The organism is Streptomyces sp. NPDC007991 (assembly GCF_042958445.1).
Classification (GTDB): domain Bacteria; phylum Actinomycetota; class Actinomycetes; order Streptomycetales; family Streptomycetaceae; genus Streptomyces.
On record NZ_JBIBJD010000025.1, the window covers coordinates 61,690 to 62,207 of the forward strand.

The following is a 518-nucleotide window of genomic DNA, read 5'->3' on the forward strand; positions in this document are numbered from 1 at the left end:
CGCCGACACCGGCCGGGGCGGGGGCGCCGCGCGGTAGCGGCCCCGCTCCCCGGGGCCCCGATACCGCGCCTTGCCTGGGGCGGGCAGGAGGTCGCCCGTACTTCGTCGAGGCGATCCTTCACGTCACCATGGTCGGGACCGGTCGCGTCGTCGGTTGATTTCTTCCCGGGGCAGAGGGCGTGTATGGACATTCGGCAGCTGGAGTACTTCCTTGCGATCGTTGATCGTGGGGGGTTCAACCGTGCGGCGTCGGCTCTGTATGTGTCGCAGCCGTCGCTGTCGCAGGCCGTGCGGGCTCTGGAGCGTGATCTGGGCTCGGAGCTGTTCCATCGCATCGGGCGCAGGGCAGTGCTGACGGAGGCGGGAAGGGCCCTGATCGAGCCTGCCCGGGAGGCCGTGCGCAGTCTTCAGACGGCGCGGGCGAGTGTCGCGGCGGTGCATGAGCTGCGTGAGGGGCGCCTGGATGTGGCGTCGATGCCGTCGCAGGCGGTGGAGCCGCTGACGACGTTGGTGAGTGC

General features: G+C 70.5%; 1 protein-coding gene. It reads left to right on the plus strand.

Annotated elements, in window-relative coordinates; all coding sequences use genetic code 11:
* Window positions 1–183 precede the first annotated feature (183 nt).
* Window positions 184–518, plus strand: a 335-nt coding sequence (locus ACFZDA_RS41015; protein WP_391089106.1) for a LysR family transcriptional regulator, incomplete at its 3' end; no start/stop codon positions are given.